The 18243-nt window shown below is 69.7% G+C and carries 20 protein-coding genes; 13 read left to right on the top strand and 7 right to left on the bottom strand.

The window, feature by feature from the left end:
• The first annotated feature begins 1 nt into the window (after window position 1).
• From AB0H56_RS02460 to AB0H56_RS02445, 4 genes are all read left to right on the top strand, one after another.
• Window positions 2-328, top strand: a complete 327-nt coding sequence (locus tag AB0H56_RS02460) for a cupin domain-containing protein (RefSeq protein WP_110039684.1) — start codon at window positions 2-4, stop codon at window positions 326-328.
• A 72-nt stretch (window positions 329-400) separates the two neighbouring features.
• Entirely contained in the window at window positions 401-1453 is a 1053-nt protein-coding gene (locus AB0H56_RS02455) for a Dyp-type peroxidase (RefSeq protein WP_357156287.1), read from the top strand.
• Window positions 1454-2251, top strand: coding sequence for a family 1 encapsulin nanocompartment shell protein (locus tag AB0H56_RS02450; protein WP_110039682.1), 798 nt, complete (start codon window positions 1454-1456; stop codon window positions 2249-2251).
• Window positions 2252-2291: 40 nt separating this feature from the next.
• The gene (locus tag AB0H56_RS02445) at window positions 2292-2819 is read left to right on the top strand and encodes a hypothetical protein (RefSeq protein WP_280220961.1); all 528 of its coding nucleotides are present in this window, start codon (window positions 2292-2294) and stop codon (window positions 2817-2819) included.
• Here AB0H56_RS02445 and AB0H56_RS02440 read toward each other — a convergent pair.
• Window positions 2811-3824: a DJ-1/PfpI family protein gene (locus AB0H56_RS02440; RefSeq protein ID WP_357156284.1), complete on the bottom strand. Its 1014-nt coding sequence runs from the start codon at window positions 3822-3824 to the stop codon at window positions 2811-2813. The two genes, AB0H56_RS02445 and AB0H56_RS02440, sit on opposite strands and share 9 nt — an antisense overlap.
• A gap of 119 nt (window positions 3825-3943) precedes the next feature.
• On the opposite strand from AB0H56_RS02440, the gene AB0H56_RS02435 reads away from it, so the two are divergent.
• Window positions 3944-4765, top strand: a complete 822-nt coding sequence (locus AB0H56_RS02435; protein WP_357156282.1) for an alpha/beta hydrolase — start codon at window positions 3944-3946, stop codon at window positions 4763-4765.
• 19 nt (window positions 4766-4784) lie between these two features.
• Here the strand turns inward: AB0H56_RS02435 and AB0H56_RS02430 are convergent, their stop codons facing one another.
• Complete coding sequence (locus tag AB0H56_RS02430) at window positions 4785-5459, bottom strand: helix-turn-helix domain-containing protein (RefSeq protein WP_357156280.1); 675 nt, start codon at window positions 5457-5459, stop codon at window positions 4785-4787.
• A gap of 217 nt (window positions 5460-5676) precedes the next feature.
• On the opposite strand from AB0H56_RS02430, the gene AB0H56_RS02425 reads away from it, so the two are divergent.
• From AB0H56_RS02425 to AB0H56_RS02410, 4 genes are all read left to right on the top strand, one after another.
• Window positions 5677-7212 (top strand): amino acid permease, encoded by a 1536-nt coding sequence (locus tag AB0H56_RS02425; protein ID WP_357156278.1) that lies wholly within the window; start codon window positions 5677-5679, stop codon window positions 7210-7212.
• Window positions 7213-7390: 178 nt separating this feature from the next.
• Window positions 7391-8137 carry a DUF1989 domain-containing protein gene (locus AB0H56_RS02420; RefSeq protein WP_357156276.1) on the top strand — a complete coding sequence of 249 codons (747 nt, stop codon included), beginning with the start codon at window positions 7391-7393 and terminating at the stop codon, window positions 8135-8137.
• Complete coding sequence (locus AB0H56_RS02415; RefSeq protein ID WP_357156274.1) at window positions 8134-8754, top strand: urea amidolyase associated protein UAAP2; 621 nt, start codon at window positions 8134-8136, stop codon at window positions 8752-8754. The genes AB0H56_RS02420 and AB0H56_RS02415 overlap by 4 nt, the downstream gene beginning before the upstream one ends.
• Window positions 8751-10970 carry a 5-oxoprolinase/urea amidolyase family protein gene (locus AB0H56_RS02410; RefSeq protein WP_357156272.1) on the top strand — a complete coding sequence of 740 codons (2220 nt, stop codon included), beginning with the start codon at window positions 8751-8753 and terminating at the stop codon, window positions 10968-10970. Before AB0H56_RS02415 ends, AB0H56_RS02410 begins: the two co-directional genes overlap by 4 nt.
• Here the strand turns inward: AB0H56_RS02410 and AB0H56_RS02405 are convergent, their stop codons facing one another.
• The gene (locus AB0H56_RS02405; RefSeq protein ID WP_357156270.1) at window positions 10971-12125 is read right to left on the bottom strand and encodes an epoxide hydrolase family protein; all 1155 of its coding nucleotides are present in this window, start codon (window positions 12123-12125) and stop codon (window positions 10971-10973) included.
• A gap of 62 nt (window positions 12126-12187) precedes the next feature.
• Here AB0H56_RS02405 and AB0H56_RS02400 point away from each other — a divergent pair, with 62 nt between their 5' ends.
• Complete coding sequence (locus tag AB0H56_RS02400; protein ID WP_357156268.1) at window positions 12188-13150, top strand: YafY family protein; 963 nt, start codon at window positions 12188-12190, stop codon at window positions 13148-13150.
• Window positions 13151-13152: 2 nt separating this feature from the next.
• Here AB0H56_RS02400 and AB0H56_RS02395 read toward each other — a convergent pair whose 3' ends face one another.
• Complete coding sequence (locus tag AB0H56_RS02395) at window positions 13153-13554, bottom strand: RidA family protein (RefSeq protein WP_357156266.1); 402 nt, start codon at window positions 13552-13554, stop codon at window positions 13153-13155.
• A 30-nt stretch (window positions 13555-13584) separates the two neighbouring features.
• On the opposite strand from AB0H56_RS02395, the gene AB0H56_RS02390 reads away from it, so the two are divergent.
• Window positions 13585-14145, top strand: coding sequence for a CGNR zinc finger domain-containing protein (locus AB0H56_RS02390; protein ID WP_357156264.1), 561 nt, complete (start codon window positions 13585-13587; stop codon window positions 14143-14145).
• A 4-nt stretch (window positions 14146-14149) separates the two neighbouring features.
• Here AB0H56_RS02390 and AB0H56_RS02385 read toward each other — a convergent pair whose 3' ends face one another.
• Window positions 14150-14629 carry a MarR family transcriptional regulator gene (locus AB0H56_RS02385; protein WP_357156262.1) on the bottom strand — a complete coding sequence of 160 codons (480 nt, stop codon included), beginning with the start codon at window positions 14627-14629 and terminating at the stop codon, window positions 14150-14152.
• Window positions 14630-14736: 107 nt separating this feature from the next.
• On the opposite strand from AB0H56_RS02385, the gene AB0H56_RS02380 reads away from it, so the two are divergent.
• Window positions 14737-15873, top strand: coding sequence for a GDSL-type esterase/lipase family protein (locus AB0H56_RS02380; protein ID WP_357156260.1), 1137 nt, complete (start codon window positions 14737-14739; stop codon window positions 15871-15873).
• Between the two features lie 33 nt (window positions 15874-15906).
• On the opposite strand, the gene AB0H56_RS02375 is transcribed toward AB0H56_RS02380, so the two are convergent.
• Window positions 15907-16905: an NAD(P)-dependent alcohol dehydrogenase gene (locus AB0H56_RS02375; RefSeq protein ID WP_357156259.1), complete on the bottom strand. Its 999-nt coding sequence runs from the start codon at window positions 16903-16905 to the stop codon at window positions 15907-15909.
• 91 nt (window positions 16906-16996) lie between these two features.
• Between AB0H56_RS02375 and AB0H56_RS02370 the strand changes: the two genes are divergently transcribed.
• A complete protein-coding gene (locus AB0H56_RS02370) occupies window positions 16997-17650 on the top strand; it encodes a TetR/AcrR family transcriptional regulator C-terminal domain-containing protein (protein WP_357156257.1) in 654 nt (217 codons plus the stop codon).
• Here the strand turns inward: AB0H56_RS02370 and AB0H56_RS02365 are convergent.
• Window positions 17647-18219, bottom strand: a complete 573-nt coding sequence (locus AB0H56_RS02365) for a Uma2 family endonuclease (protein WP_357156256.1) — start codon at window positions 18217-18219, stop codon at window positions 17647-17649. The two genes, AB0H56_RS02370 and AB0H56_RS02365, sit on opposite strands and share 4 nt — an antisense overlap.
• Between the last annotated feature and the right edge of the window lie 24 nt (window positions 18220-18243).

Genomic DNA, 18243 nt, shown 5'->3' with positions numbered 1-18243 from the left:
CATGGACAAGAAATCGCTGACCGCGGTGGCCCGTCAACAGCTGAAGCTGGCGGCCACCTCCACGAGCGGCCGGAGTTCGCAGACCGTGATCGGCGGCCACACCCATGCGCTGCGCCAGACCGTCGTCGCGCTCACCGAGGGACAGAGCCTGGCCGAGCACGACAACAACGGCGACGCCACGATCCAGGTCCTCAGCGGCACCCTGGTGCTGATCGCGGGCACCGACGAGTGGAAGGGTTCGGCGGGCGATCTCATCGTCGTCCCGCGCGCCCGGCACAGCGTCAAGGCGCTCGACGACGTCGCGTTTCTGCTGAGCGTCGCGAAGTAGGAAGGGTCACTCGGTCGCTGACACGCCCGGTGTGCCGCGACCGTGTCGGTGCGGCGCTCTACTCTGGACGCCATGGGTGAGCCACAGCCGATCCTCGATCCACTCACGCCCGCCGCCATCTTCCTGGTCGCCACCATCGACGAGGGCGGTGAGGCGACGGTCCGCGACCTGCTCGCCGACATCTCCGGCCTGCGCCGGTCCATCGGCTTCCGGGTGCCCGGTGAGGGCCTGACCTGCGTCACCTCGATCGGCTCCGCGGCCTGGGACAGGCTCTTCGTCGGGCCCAAACCCGCTGAGCTGCACGAGTTCCCGGGCTACAGCGGCCCCATCCACAGCGCGCCGGCCACCCCCGGCGACCTGCTCTTCCACATCAGGGGCGAGACCCAGGGCCCGTGCTTCGAGCTGGCCATGGTGATCGGTGAGCGGCTGCGCGGCGCGGCCACGATCGTCGACGAGACGGTCGGCTTCCGCTATTTCGAGCAGCGCGATCTGCTCGGTTTCGTCGACGGCACCGAGAATCCCGAGGGCAAGGCCGCGGCCTCGGCGGCCCTGATCGGCGACGAGGATCCCGAATTCACCGGCGGCAGCTACGTGATCGTGCAGAAGTACACGCACCCGCTCGACCAGTGGAACGCGCTGTCGATCGAGGAGCAGGAGCGGGTGATCGGCCGCACCAAGCTCGCCGACTACGAACTGCCCGACGACGTGAAGCCTGCCGACTCACACGTCGCCGTCAACACCATGGTCGACCCCGACGGCACCGAGCGTCAGATCATGCGCGCCAACATGCCCTTCGGCACCATCGGCACCGGCGAGTTCGGCACCTACTACATCGCCTACGCCGCCACCCCGAGCGTCACCGAGCGCATGCTCGAGCGCATGTTCCTCGGTACCGAGGAGGCCGCCTACGACCGCATCCTCGACTTCTCCTTCGCGGTCACCGGCACCCTGTTCTTCACCCCCACCGTCGATTTCCTCGACGACCTGCCCGACGCACCCGAATCCGTCGCCACCGAAGAAGAGTCCGATTCCCTGCCCGAATTCGCCCCGGTGGAGCAGGCGAACGCCGCGGCGGCCGACTCCGACGGCTCACTCGCCATCGGCACGATGAAAAGGAGTATGTGAATGAACAACCTGCATCGCGAACTCGCGCCGATCAGCGGCGAGGCCTGGGCCCAGATCGAGGAGGAGGCCACCCGCACGTTCAAGCGCAACATCGCGGGCCGTCGTGTCGTCGACCTGTCCGGCCCACACGGCGTCGCCTACTCGGCGCTCAACCGCGGCAGGCTCACCTCGATCTCCTCACCCGACGAGGGCGTCGTCGCCCATCAGCGCGTGGTGCAGCCGCTGGTCGAACTCCGCGTGCCGTTCACGCTGAAACGCTCCGAACTCGACGACATCGAGCGCGGCGCGCCCGATGCCGATCTGGACAACCTCAAGGACGCGGCCCAGAAGATCGCCTTCGCCGAGGACCGCGCGATCTTCGAGAGCTACGCGGCCGCGGGCATCACCGGTATCCGCGCCGCGGCCTCCAACGCCCCGGTCGAGCTGCCGAGCAATGTCGTCGACATCCCCGACGCCATCTCGCACGCGCTGACCGGCCTGCGGCTGGCCGGCGTGCAAGGTCCGTACTCGGTGGTGCTCAGCGCCGAGCTGTACACCCAGGTCAGCGAGACCTCCGACCACGGCCACCCGATCCGCACCCACATCGAGCGGCTGATCGACGGGGAGATCATCTGGGCGCCCGCGATCACCGGCGGGTTCGCGCTCACCACCCGCGGCGGCGATTTCGAGCTCGCGGTGGGGCAGGACCTGTCGATCGGTTACCTCAGCCACGACGCCGACACCGTCAAGCTGTACTTCCAGGAGACCTTCACCTTCCTGGTGGAGACCTCCGAGGCGGCGGTATCGCTCGGGTCGTAACCGTTAAGGTGGGCCGCGAGTCGTCGAGAAGGAGGTCCGCATGGCCACCGTGCGCGCCGGTGTCGTGCCCGCTGCCCGCAGCCTGTTCTACTGCCTGATCGGCGTGCTGGTCACCACGGGCATCGTCGGGTTGTTCCTGGCGATGTTCGGGGTGAACCGGGTCGTCACCGGGTTCCTGGTGGGCGCGATCGCGGGGGTCGCGGCCGGTGTGGCGCTGTTCGTGCGCGATGTCGTCGAGCTCACCGAGCACGCCATCTACGCCAGAACCCCGTTCCGGGCCGCGACCGTGCCGTGGGACAGCGTCGTCGCGGGCCGCTTCACCCTCGACGAGCGCTCCCGCTGGTCCCTCGCCCTCGACCTGACCGGCGCGGGTGCCGACGAACTGGTCCTGCTCTCGATTCCCCCGGTGGTGCGCCCGGTCTCGGGCGCCTACGACATGCGCAAACGCGAACAGGTGAGCGAGATCCGGGAAATGCTGCGCGCCAAGCGAATCCCGATCACCGTGCTCCCCGAGATCGCGGGCGCGCTGAACCAGCACTGGCAGATCGCCCCACCGACATCACGCTGAGACGCGCTGCACGCTCGACTCGGTCCGGAAACCGCGCCGGTAGTCGGAGGGTGAGACCCCGAGCCGCGCGATGAAGGTCCGGCGCAGCGCCTCGGCGCTGGCGAACCCGGCCTCGGCGGCCGCCCGGCTGACCGAGCTGCCCGCCTCCAGCGCGGTGCGGGCCAGATCGAAGCGCACGCCCGCCGCGTATTCGGCCGGGCTCAGGCCTACTTCCTCGGCGAAGAGCCGGGTGAGGTGGCGTGGGCTCACGTTCACGTGCCGCGCGAGTTCTTGCACGCTGTAGCGCTTCGCCGGGTCCGTGGCGATCAGATCGGTCACCGCGCGCACCGGACCCGGCGGCAAGGCGGCGGCGCGCAGCGGGGTGGAGAACTGCGTCTGGCCGCCGGAACGCTGCAGGTAGACCAGCAGGCCCTGGGCGACCTGACGCGCGAGGGAGCTGCCCAGATCCTCGGCCACCAAGGCGAGCGCGAGGTCGATCCCCGCCGCCACGCCCGCCGACGTCGCGATATCGCTGTCCCGCACGAAGATCCGGTCGGCCTGCACGTCGACCCGCGGATACCGGCGCGCGAGTTCGGCCGCGAACTTCCAGTGCGTGGTCGCGCTGCGACCGTCCAGCATGCCCAGCTCGGCGAGCACGAAGGCGCCGCTGCAGATGGAGACGACCCGCCGGCTGCGCGCCGCCAGCAGGCGCGCGGACTCGACCAGATCCGGCTGGACGAAGTCGCTGGGGCACACCTCGCTGCCCGGGACGACGAGGGTGTCCAACGGGGGCGCGTCGGCCGCCGCCGCGGTCACGGCAACCCCGGGGCCCACCGAGCTGTGGACGGGCGAACCGGTCGGCGAGAACAGCATCACCTCGTAGGCGTCGGCGAATTGGTTGGCTTCGATGAAGACCTCCGCCGGACCCACGTAGTCGAGCGCTTTGACCCGGTCGAACAGGAGAAACCCGATACGCCGTGTCGCACTGGATGCGGTGTGGCGGAATCGATCCGGGGTGGCAGACATGCCGCCAAATCTACTGCTTGTCCGAAATGGCGGGATGCGCGGCCGTTCCGGTAGGCGACAGCGAACGCGCGCCCGACAACTATGGGCAACCTATCCGTTCGCTTTTCGACAGGAGCGCCATGTCCTTCTTCACCACCTCCGACGGCACCGAGATCTACTACTCCGATTGGGGCACCGGCCGGCCTGTTGTCTTCAGCCACGGCTGGCCGCTCAGTTCCGACGCCTGGGCGTTGGAGCGCAAGACCCTCGCCGACGCCGGCTACCGCGTCATCGCCCACGACCGCCGTGGTCACGGGCGCTCGTCGCAGCCGTGGCAGGGCAACGACATGGACACCTACGCGCGCGACCTCGCCGAGCTCATCGAAGCGCTCGACCTGCGCGATGTCGTCGTGATCGGCCACTCGACCGGCGGCGGCGAGGTCGTTCGCTACGCCGCTCGGCACGGCAGGGACCGGGTAGCGAAGGTCGTCACCATCGGCGCGGTGCCGCCGATCATGGTCGCGACCGAGGCCAACCCGGACGGGCTGCCGATGGAAGTGTTCGACAACATCCGCGCCGGTGTGCTGGCCGACCGCTCGAACTTCTACCGAGAGCTCGCCCCGTCGTTCTTCGGCTTCAACCGCGAGGGCGCCACGGTCTCCCAGGGCGCGCAGGAAGATTTCTGGCGCCAGGGCATGCTCGCGGGGATCCAGGCCGCCTACGAGTGCGTCGCCGCGTTCTCGGCGACCGATTTCACCGAGGATCTGCGGGCGCTCGAGGTGCCGATCTTCATCGCCCACGGCGACGACGACCAGATCGTGCCGATCGCGGATTCGGCGCTGAAGTCGATCGAGCTCGTCAAGGACGGGACGCTGAAGGTGTATCCGGGCGCCCCGCACGGCATCTTCGGCGCCTACCAGCGGGAACTCATCGCCGACATTCTCGCGTTCATCGCGGACTGATCGCGCACGACGGCGCTGCTCACGCGGATTCGGGGAGCTCCCCCAGCCGGGCGAGCAGCGCCTCGGCCTCGGCGCGTATCTCGCCGGGGTCGCCGGGGTGGCCGACGATGCGCAGGATCGCGTCCGGGATCAGGTGCTCGGTGTCGGGGCCCGCGGAGCCCGCGTCGGAGCGGATGCCGATCACCGTCTCGACCAGGCGGAATGGCAGGATCCGCGCGTCGTCGGATCGGCCTGCCGCGGTGGCGGATTCGGCGGCGAGGCGCTCGTAGTGCTCGCGCAGCTCGTCGCGGTGGCGGCGGAAGGCGGCGAAGCGTTCGGTGCGCAGTTCGGGCAGCAGGTAGAGCGCGCCGAGGTTCCAGCGGGCGGCGCGCAGCTGGCGGACGTCGAACAGGGCCAGCGCGTAGAGCTTGGTGACGGCGGCCTCGGGCTCGCCGGTCATGCGGTTCGCCAGCGCGGCCGGGCCCGCGATGGTCTGGGCCAGTAACGCGTCGAGGATGTCGTCCTTGGCGGCGAAGTGGTGATACAGCGAGGCCTGCCTTATGCCGACCGCGTCGGCCACCGCGCGGGTGGAGGTGTTGGCGTAGCCCTTGGTGGTGAACAGTTCCGCCGCCGCGTCGAGGATCTCCGCGCGCGGCGTGGTCCCCTGCCTGCGCCGCTGTGTCAGCCGGGGACGCCCGGGCCCGAGGTTTGCCACGCCCTGATTCTGTCATCGGACTCCGACCAGGCCCGAAGCGGGCGGCTCACCAGCGCGGATGCCGCGCGGTCGCATTCCTGTCACTTGATAGAAACGTCGGCAACGCAGAAGTTACCGCGGGTCCCACACTCGATACACACAGGACACCGTTCGAGCGATCGCGAGCGCAAAACTATCGACTGATAGATATTTGGCCGCACCGCCGAAGGACACCGACATGGCCGCGACTCTCGATTCCCCCGCAGCTCCCCCCGACACCGCCCGCGACAGCGCCGATCTGGCCGCCTTCGGCTACCAGCCGGTCCTGCATCGCAAACTGGGCCGCTACGCCTCGTTCGCGGCGGGCTTCTCGTTCGTCTCCATCCTCACCACGATCTTCCAGTTCTTCGGATTCGGCTATTCGTTCGGCGGCGCCGCGTTCTTCTGGACCTGGCCGCTGGTCTTCGCCGGACAGTTCCTCGTCGCGCTCAACTTCGCGGAACTGGCCGCCCGGTACCCGATCTCGGGCTGTATCTACCAGTGGTCACGGCGCCTGGCGGGCGGCCTGATCGGCTGGTTCGCCGGGTGGATGATGGTGATCGCGCAGATCGTCACCGCCGCCGCGGCGGCCATCGCCCTGCAGGTGGTGCTGCCGACGATCTGGAGCGGTTTCCAGGTCATCGGCACCGACACCGCGCTCACCTCCCGCGACGGCGCGATGAACGCGGTCCTGCTCGGCAGTCTGTTGCTCGTCGTGACCACCACGATCAATGTGATCGGCATCGATCTGATGGCGCGGATCAACTCGATCGGCGTCACCATCGAGATCATCGGCGTGCTGGCGATCATCGCGCTGTTCTTCACCGGCGCCGAGCGCGGCCCCGACGTGGTGCTGAACACCGAGCAGGCCACGCCGGGCCCGTACTGGGCGGCGTTCCTGGTGTCCGGTCTGATGGCCGCGTACGTGATGGTCGGATTCGATTCCGCCGGTGAGCTTTCCGAGGAGACCAAGAATCCGCGCCGGGTGGCGCCGCGCACCATCCTGCTGGCGCTGTCGGTGTCGGCGCTGGGTGGCGGCCTCATGCTGATCGGCGCGCTGATGGCCGCACCCAGCCTGTCCGACGGCGAATTGGCCTCGGGCGGACTGGCTTACGTGATCATGGCGAAGCTGAACAGTCCCGCCGGTTCGGTGCTGCTCGGCTGCGTCGCGGTGGCGGTGATCGTGTGCACGCTGGCCATCCAGACCGCGGGCTCGCGCCTGATGTTCTCGATGGCGCGCGACGGCAAGCTGCCGTTCGCGAAGGCGCTCTCGACCGTGCATCCGCGTTTCGGCACGCCGGTGTGGCCCGCCGTGGTGATCGGCGCGCTCGGGATCGGGCTGCTCGTGCTCAACCTGGGCAACCCGGCCATCTTCGCCACGCTGGCCAGTGTCTGCATCGTCAGCCTGTACCTGGCGTATCTGCTGGTCACCGTGCCGCTGCTGGTGCGCAGGATCCAGGGACTGCCCGCGCCGGAGGACGCCTCGCTGTTCACCCTCGGCCGCTGGGGCATTCCGGTCAACGCCCTCGCCGTGGTGTGGGGCATCGCGATGGTGATCAACCTGGCCTGGCCGCGCCCGGAGGTGTACACCCCGGCGGGCGGGAGCTGGTGGCAGCTGTGGGCCGGTCCGCTGTCGGTCGCGGTGATCCTGACCGCGGGCGCGATCGTCTACCGCGTCGTGGTCGCCCGCCCGCGAATCACCGAACCGGCAGCCATGGAGCCCGCCGCGGCGTGAGACCGATGCGGGGGCGCACCACGGCGCCCCCGCCAGGTCTCCCGAACACCCTCGACCAAGCCCTCGGTCGCCGAAACGAACCGGTCCGCACCCCGCGCGACCGCGCCCGGCGACCGCACCCGGCTCGCAGCCGGGCCGGGCATCGCCCCCGATCCACCACTCGCCCGAGGAGATACCGATGACGAGTACCCAGTCCACCAACGGCGCCCGCGCACACGCGCGCGCCCAAGCCGCGACCGCCACGGTCGTCCGCCCCGAGACGCCGGCGGATGTCGATCCCGCCGCGATCCGGTTCGCGCAACGGATTCCGGCGGGCGGGTACGCGAACGTGGTGCTGGGACGCGGCACCCGGGTGCGGCTGGCCGACCCCACCGGCGGCACCTGCGCGCATCTCTTCCTGCTCCGGGCCGAATCTCCTTGGGAGCGGCTGAATGTCGCCGACACGGTGAAGGTGCCGTGGCAGGCGTATCTCGGCGTCGGTCATCCGCTGCTCTCGGATCAGGGCCGGGTGATGGCGACGGTCGTGGCCGATTCGTCCGGGCGGCACGACGCCCTGTGCGGGCCGACGGCCGCCGGTCGCGGGCAACTGCACCTGGCGGGCGCCAAGCAGGGGCTGGAACCGCGCGACATCGGTCCGTCGATCGGATTGTTCCGGGGGGTCAGGGTGGAGCCGGACGGCACGCTCACTCCCACCGGCAACGCCCCCGCCGGATCCGCTGTCGACCTGCTGATCCACCTGCCGGTGACGCTGCTGGTCGCCAATGCGGCGCATCCGCTCGACGACCGCCCCACCGGCGATCTCGACCTGCTCGCCTGGTCGGCGCCCACCGAGCGCGCCGCCAACGACGATCCCGAATACCGACGCGCACTGGACAACACCGAAGCCGCCTGGGCGGCCGCGCAGACCACGGAGGTTCTGGCATGACCACGGCGACCACCCGCACCGTCGTCCTCGACGAGACCGTCCCCGCCAACGCGCCGTGGTCGGCCGTCGTGCGCGCGGGCGATCAACTCGAGATCATCGACCTGCACGGCAACCAGGCCGTCGACTGCCTGCTCTACTCCGCCGCCGACCACACCGACCGCTACAGCGCGCAGGCCACCGTCGCCGCCCAGCGCAGCATCTTCCTCACCACCGGCAGCGTCTTGCGCACCGAGGCGGGCACCCCGCTGATGACGGTCGTCGCCGACGAGGTCGGCAACCACGACACCATCGCCGGAGCCTGCTCGCAGGAGTCGAACACCCTGCGCTACGGCCACCACACCCGCCATCAGCACGCGTGCGTGGAGAACTTCCTCACCGCCGCGCTCGAATGGGGTTTGGGCAAGCGGGATCTCGTGTCGAACATCAACTGGTTCATGAACGTGCCGGTGGAGGCCGACGGCACGCTCGGCATCGTCGACGGGCTGTCCGCGCCGGGCAAGAAGGTCACCTTGCGCGCCGAGATCGACACGCTCGTGCTGGTGTCCAACTGCCCGCAGATCAACAACCCGTGCAACGGTTTCGATCCGACGCCCGTGCGCATGGTGGTGACGCGATGAGCCTCGTGGACACACCCGTCGTCGACACCGCGCGGCCGGAAGGCCGATCGGGTACGACAGCCGACCGCCCACAGCCCGCTCCCGGCCGCGACCGCACGCCGGTCGGTTCGACCGGCGTCGACGTGCAGGTCACCGCTGTGGTTGCGGCCGAATCGGTGACCGGCACGGCCAAGGCTCCGCCCACCGTGGATACTCCCGAGGTCGGTGCCACCGCGCGTTCCGTCGAGGTCACGCGCCCGGGAATGCAGACGACCGTGCAGGACTGGCCCGGCCGAATCGGCTACTGGCACATCGGTGTTCCACCGTCGGGCCCGATGGACGATCTGTCGTTCCGCCTGGGCAACCGGATACTCGGTAACCCGGAGGGCGCGGCGGGACTCGAGTGCACGCTGGGTGGTCCGGCGCTGCGGTTCGGGGAGTCGGCCTGGGTGTGCGTCACCGGCGCGGTCGCCGACGTGCGGGTCGACAGCATGCCGGTGGAGCAGTGGCGCACCGTCGAGGTTCCGGCCGGCGGCGTCCTCGAGGTGGGCGCGATCCGCGGGCCGGGGATGCGTACCTACATCCTCGTCTCCGGCGGCATCGACGTCGAGCGGTTCCTCGGCAGCGCCGCCACGTTCACGCTGGGCAGATTCGGTGGCGGTACCGGGGCGGCGCTGCGCGCGGGCGACTCGCTGACGCTCGGTGCCCCGACGACCCGCCTGGCGGCCGCCGTCCCGATGGCCGACATCCCGGCGTTCAGCCGCCGCTGGGAACTCGCCGTCACCGAGGGGCCGCACGGCGCACCGGAGTTCTTCACCCGCAGGGACTTCGACACCATCATCGGCACCGACTACGAGGTCCACTTCAACTCCGACCGCACCGGCGTGCGGCTGATCGGCCCGAAACCGGAGTGGGCGCGCACCGATGGCGGCGAGGCGGGCCTGCATCCGTCGAACATCCACGACAACGCCTATTCGATCGGCGCGCTCGACTTCACCGGCGACACCCCGATCCTGCTCGGCCCCGACGGTCCCAGCCTGGGCGGATTCGTCTGCCCGGTGACGGTGGTCGCGGCCGAGCGCTGGAAGCTGGGTCAGCTCGCGCCGGGCGACAAGGTCCGGTTCGTCCCCGTGCGTTCCGAACACGCCGCTCCCGCGGGGGAACTCGGTCCGCTGCGGCGCGCGTCGCTCGGCACCGTTTTGTCCGCGGGACGTGACGCCGACGACGGCGTCCTGCGCCGCACCGCGGTCGACGACGAAACCGGCGTCAACTACCGCAGGCAGGGCGACGACGGCGTCCTGGTCGAATACGGCACGCTCACCCTGGATCTCGGGCTCCGTGCCCGCGTGCACGCCCTGCACCAGCACCTGATCGCCAGGGGCCAGCGCGGCGTCATCGAACTCACGCCGGGCATCCGGTCCCTGCAGATCCGGGTCGACCCGGCCGTCCTGCCGGTCCCCCAGCTGCTCGATCTGCTCGCCGAAGCCGAAGCGCAACTGCCGGATTCCGATCAGCTGGTGGTGCCGAGCCGGACGGTCCACCTGCCGCTGTCCTGGGACGACCCCTCCACCCGCGAGGCGATCACGCGCTACATGCACGGTGTCCGCGCCGACGCGCCGTGGTGCCCGTGGAACATCGAGTTCATCCGCCGCATGAACGGCCTGGATGCCGTCGAGGACGTCTACCGCACGGTCTTCGACGCCGAGTACCTGGTGCTCGGCCTGGGCGACGTCTATCTCGGCGCGCCCGTCGCCACGCCCACCGATCCCCGCCATCGCCTGGTCACCACCAAGTACAACCCCGCGCGCACCTGGACGCCCGAGAACGCCGTCGGCATCGGCGGCGCGTATCTGTGCATCTACGGGATGGAGGGCCCCGGCGGGTACCAGTTCGTCGGCCGCACCACCCAGGTGTGGAACCACCGCGCCAGGCCGAGCGGCACCGCGGGTCCCGGCGTCGACCGCTTCGCCACCGACGCGGAAACCCCTTGGCTCCTGCGCTATTTCGACCGCATCCGCTGGCATCCGGTCGAGGCGGGCGAACTCCTCGACCTGCGCGCCGATTTCGCGGCGGGCAAGGTCGACATCACCACCGAGGAGGGCGAATTCCGCCTCGCCGACTACCGCCGCTTCCTCGCCGACAACGCCGCGTCCATCGCGGACTTCCGCGCCGTCCAGGCCGAAGCCTTCGCCGCCGAACGCCAATCCTGGCGTTCGGCGGGCGAACTCACCGACTGATCAGCGCAGCGCACGGAAGAACTCGCGCACATCGGCGGTGAGCAGTTCCGGTTCCTCCAGCGCGGCGAAGTGCCCACCGCGGTCGACATCGGTCCAGCGCACGATGGTGTTCTCCGCCTCGTCGAAGCGGCGGATCGCCACATCGTGGGCGAACACGATCACCCCGGTGGGCACGCCCGAGTTCTCGGCCACCGCACCCCACTGCGCCGGTTGGGCGTAGCCGACGTAGGCGGCCGAACCCGGTGTGGCGGTGAGCCAGTAGATCATCGCGTTGGTGAGCAGCCGGTCGCGGTCGACGATTTTGTCCGGCACGGTCGCCCGGGGATGGGTCCACTCCCGGAACTTGTCCAGGATCCATGCCAGTTGCCCGATCGGCGAGTCGACCAGCCCGTAGGCGAGGGTCTGCGGGCGGGTCGACTGGATGGCGATGTAGCCGAACTCCTCGTTCATGAACGCCTCGATGCGGCGGATGCGGTCGCGCTCGAGGTCGGTGAGACTCGCCATCACCTCCGCGGGCAACGGCAACTGCGGAAACGATCCACCGCCGCCGTTGACGTGCACGCCGATCACGCGGTCCGGTGCCACCCGGCCGACCTCCGGGCTCACCGCCGCACCGATGTCACCGCCCTGCACTCCGAATCGGTCGTAGCCGAGTCGCGACATCAGTTCGACCCACGTCTCGGCGATCCGCCGCACGGTCCACCCGGCCTCGGTGACAGGGCCGGAGAAGCCGAACCCGGGCAGGGCGGGGATCACGACGTGGAAGGCGTCGCCCGGATCGCCGCCGTGCGCGGCCGGATCGGTGAGCGGACCGATGAGATCGAGGAATTCCACCACCGAACCCGGCCAGCCGTGGGTGAGCAGCAGCGGCACCGCGTCGGGCTCGGCGGAGCGCACGTGCAGGAAATAGACGGTCTGGCCGTCGATGACGGTGGTGAACTGCCCGAGCGCGTTGAGTTTCGCCTCCTGCGCGCGCCAGTCGTAGCCGGTGCGCCAGTAGTCGACGAGCTCGCGCAGGTAGCCGATGGGCACGCCGGTGTCCCAGTCGTCGCCGGGCAGCGCGGCGGGCCAGCGCGCGTTGTCGAGGCGATAGCGCAGGTCATCGAGCTGCTGTTGCGGGATGTCGAGACGGAAACGCTGGATGTCGTCGCTCATGAATTCCACGATAGGAGCCACTTAGGACAGCTTCGGTCCTAAGTGTCCGGCAGAATTTCGGCATGTTGGAAACCTCGGCACGGCTGCTCCGCCTGCTCTCGCTGCTCCAGACTCCACGCGAGTGGACGGGCGCCGAACTGGCCCGGCGCCTCGAGGTCGACGCGCGCACGGTGCGCCGCGACATCGAGAAGCTGCGGACCCTCGGCTACCCGGTCGACGCGACACCCGGCGTCGCCGGCTATCGCCTGGGCGCAGGCGCGAAACTGCCGCCGCTGCTGCTCGACGACGACGAGGCCGTCGCGGTGGCGATCGGCCTGCGCACGGCGGCGGGCGGCAGTGTGGCCGGGATCGAGGACAGTTCGCTGCGCGCGCTGACGAAGCTGGAGCAGGTACTGCCCTCCCGGCTGCGCCACCGCGTGAGTCTGTTGCACGCGGCGACGGTCTCGGTTCCCTCGGCGGCGGGCCCCGTCGATCCCGAGGTGCTCACCGCCGTCGCCGCCGCCATCCGCGACAGTCACCGTATCCGCTTCGACTACCGAACCCACAGCGGCACAACGTCTTCACGAACCGTCGAGCCGCACCGGCTGGTCCACACCGGGCGGCACTGGTACCTGGTGGCCTGGGATGTCGATCGCGGCGACTGGCGGACGTATCGGGCCGACCGGCTGGCACCGCGCACGCCCACCGGTCCACGCTTCACCCCGCGCGCGGATCCGGAGGATCTGGCCGGCTACGTCACCCGTGGTGTCAGCACCTCGCCCTATCGCCATCAGGCGACGATCGTCCTTTCAGCGCCCGCGGCCGTGGCCGCCGACCGCATCGCGCCCACCGTCGGCGTCATCGAGGCGATCGACGACGAGACCTGCCTGCTCCACACGGGCTCCCACGATCTGACCGAGCTGGCGATCTACGTCGCCGCCTTCGACATTCCGTTCCGCGTGCGGGAACCACCGGAACTCGTCGCGCGGCTGCGCACGCTGGCGGCCAGGTTCGCCGAGGCCACCGGGGAGACGGACAGTCGCTAGGGTCAGCCCGCGACCGCGGCGACGGCCTCGATCTCGATGAGCGCGCCCTCGACGGCGAGACCGGAGACGAAGGCGAAGGTGATCGCGGGCGGGTTGGGCATGCGGCCCCAGGCGGCACCGAACGCGGCGAAGCCCTCCTGCAGGCTTTCACCCTCCTTGATGAGCAGGTTCCACTTGACCACGTCGCCGGGCTCGGCGCCCGCGGCGGCGAGGCAGGCACGCAGGTTGTCGAGGGTCTGTTTCACCTGGGAGGCGAGGTCGGGGCCGACGACGCGCCCGGTGGCGTCGACGCCGTTCTGACCGCCGATGTAGACGAGGTCGGCACCCGCCGGGACCCGGACCACCTGGGAGAAGGCCGGGTTGGAGTGCAGGGATTCGGGATTGAGATAGGTCGCGATTGCCATGGCTGTACCGTAACCGGTTAAACTGGTGTCATGCAAGGGCGAAAATCTCTGCCACCGGCGGTACGGCGACGGTTCCAGACCGGACGCGTCTCACTCGACCTCGTGCACACCGGCGGCGAGGGCGAGCTCGCGGTGTGGGAGATCGTGCACACCGCGGAGGACCTGGGCCACTGGCTCGGCGTCATCCTCGAGCTGCCCGACCTCGCCGCGGACGACGAAGACCTCGCCGCGTTCCGCCGCCTCCGCAACGCGCTCTCCCGCGCGGCATTCGGCGCCGCCGCCGCGATCCCGTTGGCGCCCAGCGATATCGACGCGATCAACACGGCCGCGACGGAACCTCCCCTGATCCCCCACCTCCGCACCGACGGCACCCGCGACTATCCCGCCGCCACCGCCAGGGGCGCCCTGTCCACCCTCGCCCGCGACGCCATCGACCTGTTCAGCGGCCCGCTCGCCACGCGCATCCGCGTGTGCGCCTCGGAGACCTGCGGGCTCCTGTTCGTCGACGCGTCGCGTCCCGGCAAGCGCCGCTGGTGCTCCATGGACCGCTGCGGCAATATCGCCAAGGTCCGCAAGTACCGCGAGACCTAGCGGATCAGGGCGACTCGGCGATCGCGGTCGCCGACGGATTGGTGGCGTCGCGGATGACCCGGAGCCCGGTGACCAGGCCGTCGAGTTGCCCGGGAGTCAGCAGCCCGGTGAGCCAGCGCTCCAGGGCGTCGAGGTAGTCGGGGAGGACTTCCTCGAGCCGCTGGGCGCCCGCGCCGGTCAGCGCCGCGTAGGAACTGCGCCGGTCGGCGGGATCGAGCACGCGCTCGACCAGGCCCGCCGCCGCCAGCCGGTCCACCAGCCGGGTGACACCGCTGGTGGACAGGTCGGTCTGCGTCGCCAGGTCGGTCATGCGCAGCCGCCGCTGCGGCGACCGGCTCACCCGCAGGAGCGCGTTCAGATCGAGACCGGACAACCCGTGCGCCTTCCACGTGGGCTCGAGCTTGGCGAGCAGGCCGCTGTGCGCCTCGAAGAGCAGGCCGGAGATCGTCAGCCGGTGGTCGTCGAACAGTTCGTGCGCGGACATGACACTCACCCTAGCCGATATTTGCTACGCGGATAGTTGACAGGAGGAATACCTTGGCGTAGACCTATGCATACGCAATATTCCTCACAGCAAATACTGGAGTGATCATGCAGGACAACACGTGGGTGGCCGGATTCCGGACCGGTGTCATCGACCCGAACGAGCAGATCAAGCTCGCCGAATCGCGCGAGTTCAACGACGAGACCGTGCGCCACGTCGTCCACCTGGCCGGTGGTGGTGACGCACTGCGCGTGCGGCTGACCAACCGCTACGGCACCGCTCCCCTGCGGATCGGGTCGGCCCGGATCGCGCGCCGCAAGGAGGGTTCGGCGCTCGTCGCCGATACCGAGCACGCCATCACCGCGGGCGGCGAAGCCACGTTCACCATCGATCCGGGCGCGGAGTTGGTGAGCGATCCGGTCGACCTCGCGGTCACCGCGGGCGAGCATCTGCTGCTCAGCCTGTACCTGCCCACCGCCACCGGGCTCGCGACCTTCGCCCACCAGCCGGCCGAGATCGCCTACGTCGTCGACGGCGAGCACACGGCCGACGTGGAACTCACCGACGCGCGGGAACTTCCGTTCCGCTTCTTCGTCACCGGCATCGACGTGCTGGTGACCGACGCGCCGCCGATCGCGGTGGCCTTCGGCGACTCCTGGTTCGAGGGCGTCGGCACCACACCGAGCGCCAATCGGCGCTCGGTCGATGTGCTCAACTCCCGGCTCACCCGGGGCTGGGTGGTCAACAACGGCATCGCGGGCAATCGCCTCACCGCCGAGCAGATCGGCGAATCCGGGCTCGGCCGTTTCGATTCCGACGCCTTGCGCGTTCCCGGCGTCACCGATGTCCTGGTGAACTTCGGCATCAACGATCTCATCCTCGGCGCGATGGGCGGGCAGCCGTCGGCGACCGCACCGGAACTGATCGCCGGCTTCACCGAGCTCGCCACCCGCGCGCACTCCGCCGGACTCCGCGTCCACGCCGCCACCATCGGCCCGTACGCGGGCTGCGTCTACCCCGGCATGCCCCTGCTGGAAACCCAGCCGACCCGCCACGCGGTGAACGAATGGCTGCGTACCACCGAGGTTTTCGACTCGGTCTTCGATGTCGACCGCGCGGTCGCGGATCCGGCGCGACCCGACTACATCCGCCCCGAATTCGACAGCGGCGACGGGATGCACCTCAATGACGCGGGCGCCGCGGCCATGGCGGCCACCGTCGACCTCACCAAGCTCTTCGGTTGAGTCGGCGTCCCGCGCACGAGCCGCGGCCGCGGTTCACGGCGCGGTGAGCACAGTCTTTCCCGAGGCGTGCCCCCGCGCGAAAGCGCCGATGGCGGTAGCGGTCTCGGCCAGGGGGAGGCGGCGTTCGATCACCGGTCGCAGCCTGCCCTCGGCCGCCAGGGCGGCCAGGTACTCGAGATCGGCCGCCGCCGGGCGCATGAGCAACGCTTTCAGAGTCTGACCGACGAACAGGTCGGTCAGCGCGACCGCGCCGAGCCAGCGAACCGGGCCGAACCAGTTGTCGCCGGGAGCGCCGGCGGAGGAGATGTACACACCACCGCGGGTGAGCACCCGGCGATACTCGCGCAATGTGCGGTTGCCCGCGAGGTCGAAGACGATGTCGTACCGGATGCCGGTGCGCGTGAAATCGTCGGCGGTGTAGTCGATGACGGTGTCGGCGCCGATCGCGCGGACGGTCTCGAGGTGCCTGGTACCGCAGACGGCGGTCACCTCCGCCCCGAGGATCTTGGCGAGCTGCACCGCGAAGGTGCCGACACCACCGGAGGCACCGTTGATCAGGACCCGCTGTCCCGGTGACACTTCGCCGATGTCGCGCAGGCCCTGCAACGCCGTCATCCCCGAATCCGGGATCGCCGCGGCCACCTCCATCTCGAGCCCATCGGGGATCCGCGCGAGGGAACGCACCGCCGCGCGGGCGTACTCGGCGAAGGCGCCGCCGGGTACCACCCCGAACACCCGGTCGCCGACGCCGAATTCCGACACCCCGGCGCCGACCGCCACGACTTCGCCCGCGAGGTTCTGGCCGATCATCGGCCGCTTGGGTCTGCGCAGGCCGAAACCGAGGCGCAGCAGATACGGCGTGCCGGTGAGCAGGTGCAGATCGCCGCTGCACAGCGATGCCGCGCGCACCCGCACCACCACCTCCCCCTCCCCCGGCACCGGGCGCGGCACGGTCTCGGTGCGCAGCACCTCGCTGCCGCCGTAGCGGGGTGCGGTCCACGCGGTCATCGAAGCGGTGTGCACGTCGGTCATGAGCGATCCTCGTCAGCCGGGCACTTACAGCGTAAGTGTCGATGGCACGACGGTAGGCTTACGCCGTAAGTAAGTCAAGGGAGGAAACGACATGGCCGCGCGCACACCGCTCACCAGGGACCGGGTGCTGCGCACCGCGGTCGACCTCGCCGATGCGGAGGGGCTGGACGCGCTGTCGATGCGCAAGCTCGCCAAGGCGGTCGGGGTGGAGGCGATGTCGCTGTACAACCATGTCGCCAACAAGGACGATCTGCTCGACGGCATCGTCGATCTGGTCGTCGCCGAGATCTACGTGCCCGAGGCCGGCGGTGACTGGCGCGCCGAACTCCGGCATCGCGCCACCTCGGCGCACGAGGTCCTGCTCCGGCACCGCTGGGCCACCGGACTGCTCGGCTCGCGCGTCAATGTCGGCCCGGCCATGCTCCGCTACATCGACGCCACCCTCGGCTGCCTGATCACCGCGGGCTTCAGTTACGAGCAGGCCGACCGCGCCTGGAACGCCATGGACTCCCACATCTACGGCTTCACCCTGCAGGCCATCAACTTCCCCCTCGACCCCACCGAATACGCCTCGGCCGCAACCCGATTCCTCCCCCTCATCCCCGAGGAAACCCACCCGCACATGCACACCCTGGCCACCCAGGTGATCGCCGGAACCCACACCGGCACCGCCGATTTCACCTTCGGCCTCGACCTGCTCCTCGACGGCCTCGCCGCACTGCCACGCCGAGCGGAACAGCCCTAGCGAGGAAGCAGCTCTCCCGGGTCGAAGGCCACCTCGAACGGTGTGTGCAGTGTGATCGGCGCTCCCGCCGACGCGCGGCGAGTCAGCGCGTATTCATCGTCGGTGTCCCGCGCGTAGGCGAACAACACCGGCAGTTGCTCTGCGACGAGCTGGTTCTTGAAGGGGTTGATCTCGAAACGCCAGTAGGCCGGGATGCCTGCCTGGGCATAAAGCACGGGTTTCACCATGCGGTCCTGCAAGGTGGTGGACGTCGACACGACCTCGACGGCCAATTCGACCTGGTCGACCGGAACTCCGCGCCCTTCCCAGTCGATCGGGCCCTTGGCCACCATCAGGTCGGGAATCGGCTCGTCGTCGCCGATGAGCACGCCCACACCGTCCAGAACGACGTACCCGTCGGGTACTGCCGCATCGAGAACCCGGCTCAGCCGTTTGATCAGCCACCGATGCTTCGGCTTGGGTGCGGCGTTCACGACCAGCTGACCATTCAGCACCTCATATCGCAGACCGTCATCGGGCATCTGATCGAGATCCGCGGCTGTCCAGCGGTCGGCACGAGGCAATGGCATTGCCATACACCCACCTCCGACCTC

The sequence above is a fragment of the Nocardia sp. NPDC050717 genome, from assembly GCF_040654275.1.
In the GTDB taxonomy this organism is placed as follows: Bacteria; Actinomycetota; Actinomycetes; order Mycobacteriales; family Mycobacteriaceae; genus Nocardia.
The sequence above is the reverse complement of the archived record's forward strand: the minus strand, read 5'-3'. Positions and strand labels throughout refer to the sequence as shown.

Bases quoted from the DNA above. Each gene is read 5' to 3' on its own strand.
- AB0H56_RS02370 (WP_357156257.1), top strand. From the start codon at position 16,997: ATGGCCGCGCGCACACCGCTCACCAGGGACCGGGTGCTGCGCACCGCG.
- AB0H56_RS02385 (WP_357156262.1), bottom strand. From the start codon at position 14,629: ATGTCCGCGCACGAACTGTTCGACGACCACCGGCTGACGATCTCCGGC.
- AB0H56_RS02460 (WP_110039684.1), top strand. From the start codon at position 2: ATGGACAAGAAATCGCTGACCGCGGTGGCCCGTCAACAGCTGAAGCTG.
- AB0H56_RS02365 (WP_357156256.1), bottom strand. From the start codon at position 18,219: ATGCCATTGCCTCGTGCCGACCGCTGGACAGCCGCGGATCTCGATCAG.
- AB0H56_RS02395 (WP_357156266.1), bottom strand. From the start codon at position 13,554: ATGGCAATCGCGACCTATCTCAATCCCGAATCCCTGCACTCCAACCCG.
- AB0H56_RS02415 (WP_357156274.1), top strand. From the start codon at position 8,134: ATGACCACGGCGACCACCCGCACCGTCGTCCTCGACGAGACCGTCCCC.
- AB0H56_RS02445 (WP_280220961.1), top strand. From the start codon at position 2,292: ATGGCCACCGTGCGCGCCGGTGTCGTGCCCGCTGCCCGCAGCCTGTTC.
- AB0H56_RS02375 (WP_357156259.1), bottom strand. From the start codon at position 16,905: ATGACCGACGTGCACACCGCTTCGATGACCGCGTGGACCGCACCCCGC.
- AB0H56_RS02405 (WP_357156270.1), bottom strand. From the start codon at position 12,125: ATGAGCGACGACATCCAGCGTTTCCGTCTCGACATCCCGCAACAGCAG.
- AB0H56_RS02435 (WP_357156282.1), top strand. From the start codon at position 3,944: ATGTCCTTCTTCACCACCTCCGACGGCACCGAGATCTACTACTCCGAT.
- AB0H56_RS02410 (WP_357156272.1), top strand. From the start codon at position 8,751: ATGAGCCTCGTGGACACACCCGTCGTCGACACCGCGCGGCCGGAAGGC.
- AB0H56_RS02380 (WP_357156260.1), top strand. From the start codon at position 14,737: ATGCAGGACAACACGTGGGTGGCCGGATTCCGGACCGGTGTCATCGAC.
- AB0H56_RS02425 (WP_357156278.1), top strand. From the start codon at position 5,677: ATGGCCGCGACTCTCGATTCCCCCGCAGCTCCCCCCGACACCGCCCGC.
- AB0H56_RS02400 (WP_357156268.1), top strand. From the start codon at position 12,188: ATGTTGGAAACCTCGGCACGGCTGCTCCGCCTGCTCTCGCTGCTCCAG.
- AB0H56_RS02420 (WP_357156276.1), top strand. From the start codon at position 7,391: ATGACGAGTACCCAGTCCACCAACGGCGCCCGCGCACACGCGCGCGCC.
- AB0H56_RS02440 (WP_357156284.1), bottom strand. From the start codon at position 3,824: ATGTCTGCCACCCCGGATCGATTCCGCCACACCGCATCCAGTGCGACA.
- AB0H56_RS02390 (WP_357156264.1), top strand. From the start codon at position 13,585: ATGCAAGGGCGAAAATCTCTGCCACCGGCGGTACGGCGACGGTTCCAG.
- AB0H56_RS02455 (WP_357156287.1), top strand. From the start codon at position 401: ATGGGTGAGCCACAGCCGATCCTCGATCCACTCACGCCCGCCGCCATC.
- AB0H56_RS02450 (WP_110039682.1), top strand. From the start codon at position 1,454: ATGAACAACCTGCATCGCGAACTCGCGCCGATCAGCGGCGAGGCCTGG.